Below are 8,875 nucleotides of genomic sequence, written 5' to 3'. Positions count from 1 at the left end.
ACCATCATGAACGAACAGATCCAGCCGAATGTCGTGCCCGAGGTGGACGACAACAAGATCATCGCCGAGCGCCGCGAAAAGCTGCGCGAGCTGCGTGAGCAAGGCATCGCCTATCCGAACGATTTCCGCCCCACGCACCACGCCGAAGATCTGCAAGCGCAATACGAGCATACCGACAAGGAAGCGCTCGAAGCCACTCCGCTCGAAGTCGCGATCGCCGGCCGCATGATGCTCAAGCGCGTGATGGGCAAAGCAAGCTTCGCGACCGTGCGCGACGGTTCGGGTCAGATCCAGTTCTTCATCACGCCGGCCGACGTCGGCCAGGCCACGTACGACGCTTTCAAGAAGTGGGACATGGGCGACATCGTCGCGGCGCGCGGCGTGCTGTTCCGCACCAACAAGGGCGAGCTGTCGGTGCGTTGTACCGAACTGCGTTTGCTGTCGAAGTCGCTGCGTCCGCTGCCGGACAAGTTCCACGGCCTGTCTGACCAGGAAATGAAGTATCGCCAGCGCTATGTCGATCTGATCGTCACGCCGGAAACGCGCAAGACTTTCGTCGCGCGCACCAAGGCGATCTCGTCGATCCGCAAGTTCATGGCGGACGCGGACTTCATGGAAGTCGAAACGCCGATGCTGCACCCGATCCCGGGCGGGGCGACGGCCAAGCCGTTCACCACGCACCACAACGCGCTCGATATGCAAATGTTCCTGCGGATCGCGCCGGAACTGTATCTGAAGCGGCTGGTGGTCGGCGGCTTCGAGCGCGTGTTCGAGATCAACCGGAATTTCCGCAATGAGGGCGTGTCGGTGCGCCACAATCCGGAATTCACGATGATCGAGTTCTACGCGGCGTACACCGATTACAAGTGGATCATGGACTTCACCGAGCAGCTGATCCGCCAGGCGGCGGTCGATGCGCTCGGCAGCGCGACGATCAGCTACCAGGGCCGTGAACTGGATCTGGCCAAGCCCTTCCATCGCTTGACGATCAGCCAGGCGATCCAGAAGTACGCGCCGCAGTACACGGACGGACAACTCGGCGACGATGCGTTCCTCCGCGCGGAACTGAAGAAGTTCGGCGTCGATGCGTCGCAGCCGCAGTTCCTGAACGCGGGCGTCGGCGCCTTGCAACTGGCGCTTTTCGAAGAAACCGCCGAGTCGCAGTTGTGGGAGCCGACTTTCATCATCGACTACCCGATCGAAGTGTCGCCGCTGGCTCGCGCGTCGGATAAGTTCGACGGGATCACCGAGCGTTTCGAACTGTTCATTACAGGCCGCGAAATCGCCAACGGCTTCTCGGAACTGAACGATCCGGAAGACCAGGCCGCGCGCTTCAAGAAGCAGGTCGACCAGAAAGACGCCGGCGACGAAGAAGCGATGTTCTACGACGCCGACTACATCCGCGCTTTGGAATACGGCATGCCGCCGGCGGGCGGTTGCGGGATCGGCATCGACCGTCTGGTGATGATGCTGACCGACAGCCCGAGCATTCGCGATGTGATTCTGTTCCCGCATCTGCGCCGCGAAGACTGATTGGTTCGCTGCGTTTGCCCGCGGAAAACACCCGAAAGCGCCCGGCTCGATGCCGGGCGTTTTTCATTTTCAGGCGGGAAAACTGGACGATCCGAAGCTGACAGTTTGTAACCATCGGTAAAAGGTGCGCGCCACTGTCGTCGGCGGCCCTTTTCGCTCCCCGTTGAGCGCTACACGAATCAAGGACTTCCACGGTGCACCGTGCCTTCGACGCCGCTCAAGTAAGATGATTGCCCAGAAATGGTTACAAATTGAAACCCTCCCGGGATTAATTTGCCCGAAACTTAGTCTCAATAACAGTCGACTCTGCTTCAGACGGAGGCCAATATGGACAACCCGGATACCAAACCCACGCAACAACGCCGTCTCCACCCGCTCGTAGCGACCGCTGCTGGCGCCCTCATCATCGCCAGCCTTGCCGCGACGGCAGCCATCACCGGCCTGTTCCCGAAGGCGTCGAGCAACGGCGCGCAAACCGACCAGACCCAGGCCGCGCAAGTGACCACGCAACCAGCGGTGGTCGATTCGGCTGCGCCGGCGAATCTGGCGGCGCAGCAGGCGGCCCAACAAGCAGCGCAGCAACAGGCTCAACAGCAAGCGCAGCAGGCTGCGGCCCAACAACAGGCTCAGCAACCGGTCCAACGTCAGCCTGCCCCGGTGCCTGCGCAACAACCCCAGTACGCCCAGCAGCAGCAAGCGCAGCCGGCGCCGCAATACGCGCAGCAGCAACCTTCGCAACCGGCTTACTGCTCGACTTGCGGCACGGTAGTCAGCATCTCGGCAGTGAAGCAGGAAGGTCATGGCACCGGTATCGGCGCGGTCGGCGGTGCAGTGGCCGGCGGCGTGGTCGGCAACCAGTTCGGCAGCGGCAACGGCCGTACCGCAATGACAATTCTCGGCGCACTCGGCGGTGGTCTCGCCGGCAACTCGGTCGAAAAACATCTGCGCAGCAGCACGTCGTATTCGGTGCGCGTGCGCATGGAAAACGGCAAGATGCGCTACTTCACATACCATGAAGCGCCGCCGTTCCAGCAAGGTCAGCGCGTGCGGGTCGAAAACGGCACGCTGGTGGCAAGCTGACCGATGCCAGCCTGAAGATTCTCCAGGCGTTAAAAAAGGCGATTCCATTGGAATCGCCTTTTTCTTTGTCGCAACAGAAACGAATCGCGCGCCGCGGGCGCAAAACTCAATAATCCGCGTCTTCGATCCATGCAGCCTGAATCGCCTCGAGGATCTTCTCGTTCGACCGATTAGGGTCATCGTCGAAACCTTCCAGCTCGGTAACCCAGCGGTGCAAATCAGTGAAGCGCACCTGCTGCGGATCGATGTCCTGGTGCTTGTCAGTCAGGGCCATCGCGATGTCTTGCGTATCGGTCCACTTCATGGCTGCATCCTCCTGTTAGTGGTTTTCCTTCGCGTGATTGATCGAGTAACGCGGGATTTCGACGACCAGATCCTGCTCCGCCGGCACCATCGCCTGGCACGACAAACGCGAGGCCGGTTCGAGCCCCCACGCTTTGTCCAGCAGATCGTCCTCGTCTTCCTCGGACGGCGTCAAGGCGGCGAAACCCTCACGCACGATCACGTGGCAGGTCGTGCACGCGCAGGACTTCTCGCACGCGTGCTCGATTTCGATGCCGTGATCGAGCAGACTGTCGCAGATGCTCTTGCCGGGCACGGCATCGATCACCGCGCCTTCCGGGCACAGTTCGACGTGAGGCAGCACAACGATTTGAGGCATACATTTTCCGTTTGGGTCTGAGGCACGACTGCCGCAGTCCGGCTCCGTACCATTTTACTAACGCCGCGTGCCGTTTTTAAGACGCACGGCGCGTTTTCGTTTGTTGCGGGCGTACCGGCTCGCATGCCGTTACCGCAAGGCTCTTCTCAAATCTCGTCGAGCTTGCGGCCGGCCAGCGCGCGGCGAATGCCCTTGTTCATGCGGCGGGCGGCGAATTCGTCGGTGCCTTCGGCGAGCGTTCTGGTCGCGGCTTCGATCGCGTCGACGTCCTCGCTTTGCGCGATATTGCGCAACACGGCGAGCAGCGCGTCGAGTTCGGCGCGTTCGCTGTCGTCGAGCAATTCGGCGTCAGCGGCGAGCGCGGCGTCGGTCGCTTCGACGAGACGGCGCGCTTCCACTTGCGCTTCACGCAGGGCGCGCGCGCGCATGTCGACCTCGGCGGTCGAGAAACTGTCTTCGAGCATCCTGGCAATGTCGTCGTCAGCGAGACCGTACGACGGCTTGACCACCACCGACGCCTCGACGCCCGAACCCTGCTCACGCGCGAACACGGACAGCAAACCGTCCGCGTCGACCTGATAGGTGACGCGAATCCGCGCGGCGCCGGCGGCCATCGGCGGAATGCCGCGCAGCTCGAAACGCGCGAGCGAGCGGCAGTCGGTGACGAGCTCGCGCTCGCCTTGCACGACGTGGATCGCCATCGCCGTCTGGCCGTCCTTGAAGGTCGTGAAATCCTGCGCGCGCGCGACCGGAATCGTCGAATTGCGCGGGATGATTTTCTCGGTCAGGCCGCCCATCGTTTCGACGCCGAGCGACAGCGGAATCACGTCGAGCAGCAGCCAGTCGTCGCCGTCGGCGCCGCGATTGCCCGCGAGCAGATCGGCCTGGATCGCCGCGCCGAGCGCGACAACCTGATCCGGATCCAGATTGGTGAGCGGCGGCTGGCCGAAGAACGACTCGACCGCGCGGCGGATCACCGGCATGCGCGTCGCGCCGCCGACCAGCACCACGCCTTTGATGTCCTTCGTGGCGACCTTGGCGTCGCGCAGTGCTTTCTTCGTCGGACCGAGCGTGCGTTGAACGAGCGCCTGGGTGATCGTTTCGAAAGTGGCTTCGTCGATCGTCAGATCGATCGCGGTGCCGTTCGAGAGCGTTGCTTGCAACTTCGCACGTGGCACGTCCGACAAAGCCTCCTTGGCCACGCGCACGCCGTCCAGCAGCAGGCGCACATCTTCCGGAGCAAGCGTCTGCGGCGCGATGCCCGCCTGCTCCAGCACATGACGATACAGCGCGTGGTCGAAATCGTCGCCGCCGAGCGCGGAATCGCCACCCGCCGCGAGCACTTCGAACACGCCCTTGGTGAGCTTGAGAATCGACAGATCGAAGGTGCCGCCGCCGAGGTCGTACACCGCGTACAGACCCTCGGAACCGTTATCGAGACCGTAGGCGATCGCCGCCGCGGTCGGCTCGTTCAACAGGCGCAGCACGTTCAGACCGGCCAGACGCGCGGCGTCTTTGGTCGCCTGGCGCTGTGCTTCGTCGAAATACGCGGGCACCGTGATAACCGCGCCGACCAGTTCGTCACCGAGCGTGTCTTCGGCTCGCTGGCGCAGCGTGGCGAGAATTTCCGCCGACACTTCGACCGGGCTCTTCACGCCGTCGACGGTACGGATTTGCACCATGCCGGGCGCGTCGACGAAATCGTACGGCGCGTTTGCGGCGCCTTCGACTTCCGCCTTGCCGCGGCCCATGAAGCGCTTGACCGACACGATCGTGTTACGCGGATCGGTCGCGGCTTCTGCCTTGGCGGTGCGGCCGATACGGCGGCCGCCCTTTTCGAGGTAACGCACCACCGACGGCAGCAGCGCATGGCCGTCCTCATCGGGCAGCACATCGGGCACGCCGCTGCGCACGGCGGCGACGAGGGAATTGGTGGTGCCGAGATCGATACCGACCGCGAGACGCCGCTGATGAGGCGCCGGCGCCATGCCGGGTTCGGAGATTTGCAGTAAGGCCATCTGGATCTTCTCGGGGCCGCATGGCCCCGTCCTGAAATTTCGCGTTGCTGGATGGTAATGCTACGGCTGCGTTTGTGTATCGTCGTGCGCCGATAGCGCTGCGCGCGGTGCTAGTTTTCGAGCCGCTCGATCTGCGTGCCGATTTCCGACGCCACCCGCTCGATGAACATCAACTGCCGCACCGCCTCGCCCGCCGCCTGATTCGCGCCGCTGTCGAGCAACGCGCCGAGCCTGGTCAAACGCATGCGCTCTTCGTCGCGCAGTTCGGTGAGCAAGGCGTCGAGCGCATCGACGTTCTTCGCCGCGGCAGCGTCTTCAATACCTTCGCGCCATTCCATCTGCTGCATCAGGAACGCCGGCTCCATCGCCGTATTGTTCTCCGCGCCGACGTCGATGCCGCGCAGGTGCAGCAGATAGGTTGCGCGCTTCAGCGGATCGCGCAGCGTCTGATACGCCTCGTTGGTGCGCGTCGCCCATTGCATCGCAATGCGTTTTTGCGCGTCGCCGGCCGCCGCGAAGCGGTCCGGGTGCACTTGCGCCTGCACCGTGCGGTATGCGTGGTCGAGCGCGGACGCGTCGAGCGCGAATTGCACGGGCAGATCGAACAGGTCGAAGTGGCTGTCGTTCAGCGAGGCCATCGGATAGAAGGAGTCCGTTCAGGAAGCGCACCGGAGTGCAGTCAAAAAGCGCAGATCAATGCAGATCAAATAAGCGCGGATGAAACTAAAAAGGCGGCCCGCGCCGCCTTTTTTCCGCTGCACGCGGAAGTGAACCGATTTACACGCGGAACGACTCGCCGCAACCGCACTCGTCCTTCACGTTCGGGTTGTTGAACTTGAAGCCTTCGTTCAACCCTTCACGCGCGAAGTCGAGTTCGGTGCCGTCGATATAGGCGAGGCTCTTCGGGTCGACAATAATCTTCACGCCGTTGCACTCGAACACTTCGTCTTCGGGCGCGAGTTCATCCACGTACTCGAGTTTGTAGGCCAAACCCGAGCAACCGGTCGTGCGCACGCCAAGCCGCAGCCCGACACCCTTGCCGCGACGAATCAGATACTTCCGGACGTGCTGTGCTGCCTTTTCGGTCAACGTAATTGCCATAGCGTTTCTCATTGCGCAGTGCGTGTTCGTCACTCGCGTGCTTATCACCGGTGTGATTACTTGCGCGCTGCTACCCTGCCTGCTTCAAATATCGCTCATGCCGGACGATGCGTTGCTGCGCTGCGCCGTCCGCTTCGATTCACACTCAACCGCGCGCTTAAGCGTGCTGCTTGTTACCTTCGACGACAGCTTCGCCGTGGCGTTGCTTGTAGTCGGCGACCGCTGCCTTGATCGCGTCTTCCGCGAGGATCGAGCAGTGGATCTTCACCGGCGGCAGCGCCAGTTCTTCGGCGATCTGCGTGTTCTTGATCGACATGGCCTGGTCGAGCGTCTTGCCCTTCACCCATTCGGTGACGAGCGAGCTCGACGCGATGGCCGAACCGCAGCCGTACGTCTTGAACTTCGCGTCTTCAATGATACCGTCCGCGCCCACGCGGATCTGCAGCTTCATCACGTCGCCGCAGGCCGGCGCGCCGACCATGCCGGTACCGACCGCGTCGTCGTCCTTCGCGAAGGAACCGACGTTGCGCGGGTTTTCGTAGTGGTCCAGAACCTTGTCGCTATAAGCCATGATTACACTCCTTGATTCGTTTCAATCTGCATTCGATGAATTCGACGTCCACAACCTGGCGCGTCAGTGCGCTGCCCACTGGATGGTCGAAATATCGATCCCGTCCTTGTGCATTTCCCACAGCGGCGACAAGTCGCGCAGCTTCGAAATCTTGGTCCTCAGCAGGTTGATCACGTAATCGACATCCTGCTCGGTCGTGAAGCGGCCCACCGTGAAGCGGATCGAACTGTGCGCCAGTTCGTCGTTACGACCCAATGCGCGCAGCACATACGACGGCTCCAGCGAAGCCGACGTGCAAGCCGAACCCGACGACACCGCCACGTCCTTCACCGCCATGATCAGCGATTCGCCTTCGACGAAATTGAAGCTGATGTTCAGGTTGTGCGGCACACGCTTTTCCATGTCGCCGTTCACATACACTTCTTCCATTTCCGACAGGCCGCGCAGCAGGCGGTCGCGCAGCATGCGGACGCGCTCGTTTTCCGTCGCCATTTCTTCGCGTGCGATACGGAACGCTTCGCCCATGCCGACGATCTGGTGCGTGGCCAGCGTGCCCGAACGCATGCCGCGCTCGTGACCGCCGCCGTGCATCTGCGCCTCGATGCGGATACGCGGCTTGCGGCGCACGTACAGCGCGCCAATACCCTTCGGACCGTACGTCTTGTGCGCCGAGAACGACATCAGGTCGACCTTCAACTTTTGCAGATCGATCTCGATCTTGCCGGTGGCTTGCGCCGCGTCGACGTGGAAAATAATGCCCTTTTCACGGGTGATTTCGCCAATCGCCTCGATGTCCTGGATCACGCCGATCTCGTTGTTCACCGACATCACCGAGACCAGGATCGTGTCCGGACGCAGCGCGGCCTTGAACACGTCGAGGTCGATCAGGCCGTCGTCCTTCACATCCAGATAGGTGACTTCGAAGCCTTCGCGCTCGAGTTCGCGGCAGGTATCGAGCACAGCCTTGTGCTCGGTCTTCACCGTGACGATGTGCTTGCCACGGCTCTTGTAGAAGTGCGCGGCACCCTTGATCGCGAGGTTGTCCGATTCAGTTGCACCCGAGGTCCAGATGATTTCGCGCGGATCGGCATTCACCAGCGCAGCGACATTCTCGCGCGCTTCTTCGACCGCACGCTCCGCGTCCCAGCCATACGAGTGGCTACGCGATGCGGGGTTGCCGAACTGCTCGCGCAAGTACGGAATCATTTTGTCCACCACGCGCGGATCGACCGGGGTCGTGGCGCTGTAGTCCATGTAAATGGGCAGGTGGGGAATGTCGTTGTTCATCTATCGCTCCGGGGACGTCATGTGCTCTGGCTTCTGGGTTCCTGATCAGGCTGCGGCGAGGTCGCAAGTAGTCGACTCGCCGCGCCCTAGGAACTGGCCATGTTGAAAACGGAATTGGGCCCTTTCGGCACCACGCGCGCGGGTTCGACCGCCGGCGCCTCGTTGCGCCGGTCGCGCAACACCGCCGGGGAGCCTTCGCGCGAACGCTGCTGATCGACCAGATCCTTCAGGGAGACCGAATCCAGGTACTCGACCATTTTCTGGTTCAGCGTCGACCACAATTCGTGCGTCATGCAGTGGCCGTCATGCTGTTTGGTGCCCTCGCACGAGCCCTTGCCACCGCATTGGGTGGCATCGAGCGGCTCGTCGACAGCGATGATGATGTCGGCGACCGTCACGTCTTCAGCGCGGCGGGCCAGATTGTAGCCACCGCCCGGTCCGCGCACGGACTCGACGATTTCGTGACGACGCAGCTTGCCAAACAGCTGCTCAAGGTACGACAGGGAGATATGTTGGCGCTGGCTGATACCCGCAAGCGTCACCGGGCCCTGCTCCTGGCGCAGTGCCAGGTCAATCATCGCCGTGACGGCGAAACGGCCTTTCGTGGTGAGTCTCATATGGTGT

Annotated in this window: 10 protein-coding genes; 2 read left to right on the top strand and 8 right to left on the bottom strand. The window is 62.2% G+C overall.

Translation table 11 applies throughout. The features are described 5' to 3' along the window. The first annotated feature begins 6 nt into the window (after positions 1–6). Both lysS and AC3WOG_RS07000 read left to right on the top strand, forming a co-directional pair. The gene (gene lysS / locus AC3WOG_RS07005; protein ID WP_492577306.1) at positions 7–1,533 is read left to right on the top strand and encodes a lysine--tRNA ligase; all 1,527 of its coding nucleotides are present in this window, start codon (positions 7–9) and stop codon (positions 1,531–1,533) included. Between the two features lie 327 nt (positions 1,534–1,860). Continuing rightward, complete coding sequence (locus AC3WOG_RS07000) at positions 1,861–2,613, top strand: glycine zipper 2TM domain-containing protein (protein WP_492577305.1); 753 nt, start codon at positions 1,861–1,863, stop codon at positions 2,611–2,613. 106 nt (positions 2,614–2,719) lie between these two features. Here AC3WOG_RS07000 and iscX read toward each other — a convergent pair whose 3' ends face one another. The 8 genes from iscX to iscR all read right to left on the bottom strand — a co-directional run bounded on the left by iscX (position 2,720) and on the right by iscR (position 8,868). Further along, complete coding sequence (gene iscX, locus AC3WOG_RS06995) at positions 2,720–2,917, bottom strand: Fe-S cluster assembly protein IscX (protein WP_007181290.1); 198 nt, start codon at positions 2,915–2,917, stop codon at positions 2,720–2,722. A 15-nt stretch (positions 2,918–2,932) separates the two neighbouring features. After that, entirely contained in the window at positions 2,933–3,274 is a 342-nt protein-coding gene (gene fdx / locus AC3WOG_RS06990) for an ISC system 2Fe-2S type ferredoxin (protein WP_492577304.1), read from the bottom strand. Positions 3,275–3,420: 146 nt separating this feature from the next. Beyond that, complete coding sequence (gene hscA, locus AC3WOG_RS06985) at positions 3,421–5,292, bottom strand: Fe-S protein assembly chaperone HscA (RefSeq protein WP_492577303.1); 1,872 nt, start codon at positions 5,290–5,292, stop codon at positions 3,421–3,423. A 110-nt stretch (positions 5,293–5,402) separates the two neighbouring features. Then, positions 5,403–5,930 carry a Fe-S protein assembly co-chaperone HscB gene (hscB, locus tag AC3WOG_RS06980; RefSeq protein ID WP_492577302.1) on the bottom strand — a complete coding sequence of 176 codons (528 nt, stop codon included), beginning with the start codon at positions 5,928–5,930 and terminating at the stop codon, positions 5,403–5,405. Positions 5,931–6,069: 139 nt separating this feature from the next. Next, positions 6,070–6,393, bottom strand: a complete 324-nt coding sequence (iscA, locus tag AC3WOG_RS06975) for an iron-sulfur cluster assembly protein IscA (protein WP_492577301.1) — start codon at positions 6,391–6,393, stop codon at positions 6,070–6,072. 157 nt (positions 6,394–6,550) lie between these two features. Then, a complete protein-coding gene (iscU, locus tag AC3WOG_RS06970) occupies positions 6,551–6,964 on the bottom strand; it encodes a Fe-S cluster assembly scaffold IscU (protein ID WP_492577300.1) in 414 nt (137 codons plus the stop codon). A 63-nt stretch (positions 6,965–7,027) separates the two neighbouring features. After that, positions 7,028–8,251: an IscS subfamily cysteine desulfurase gene (locus AC3WOG_RS06965; RefSeq protein ID WP_492577299.1), complete on the bottom strand. Its 1,224-nt coding sequence runs from the start codon at positions 8,249–8,251 to the stop codon at positions 7,028–7,030. An 86-nt stretch (positions 8,252–8,337) separates the two neighbouring features. Then, positions 8,338–8,868, bottom strand: a complete 531-nt coding sequence (iscR, locus tag AC3WOG_RS06960; RefSeq protein ID WP_492577298.1) for a Fe-S cluster assembly transcriptional regulator IscR — start codon at positions 8,866–8,868, stop codon at positions 8,338–8,340. Positions 8,869–8,875 lie beyond the last annotated feature (7 nt).

The organism is Paraburkholderia sp. FW306-02-B, assembly GCF_058782725.1.
The sequence above is the reverse complement of the archived record's forward strand: the minus strand, read 5'-3'. Positions and strand labels throughout refer to the sequence as shown.

Coding starts and splice junctions, on each gene's coding strand:
- hscA (WP_492577303.1), bottom strand. CDS start 5,292: ATGGCCTTACTGCAAATCTCCGAACCCGGCATGGCGCCGGCGCCTCAT.
- AC3WOG_RS06965 (WP_492577299.1), bottom strand. CDS start 8,251: ATGAACAACGACATTCCCCACCTGCCCATTTACATGGACTACAGCGCC.
- iscA (WP_492577301.1), bottom strand. CDS start 6,393: ATGGCAATTACGTTGACCGAAAAGGCAGCACAGCACGTCCGGAAGTAT.
- iscU (WP_492577300.1), bottom strand. CDS start 6,964: ATGGCTTATAGCGACAAGGTTCTGGACCACTACGAAAACCCGCGCAAC.
- fdx (WP_492577304.1), bottom strand. CDS start 3,274: ATGCCTCAAATCGTTGTGCTGCCTCACGTCGAACTGTGCCCGGAAGGC.
- iscX (WP_007181290.1), bottom strand. CDS start 2,917: ATGAAGTGGACCGATACGCAAGACATCGCGATGGCCCTGACTGACAAG.
- hscB (WP_492577302.1), bottom strand. CDS start 5,930: ATGGCCTCGCTGAACGACAGCCACTTCGACCTGTTCGATCTGCCCGTG.
- lysS (WP_492577306.1), top strand. CDS start 7: ATGAACGAACAGATCCAGCCGAATGTCGTGCCCGAGGTGGACGACAAC.
- AC3WOG_RS07000 (WP_492577305.1), top strand. CDS start 1,861: ATGGACAACCCGGATACCAAACCCACGCAACAACGCCGTCTCCACCCG.
- iscR (WP_492577298.1), bottom strand. CDS start 8,868: ATGAGACTCACCACGAAAGGCCGTTTCGCCGTCACGGCGATGATTGAC.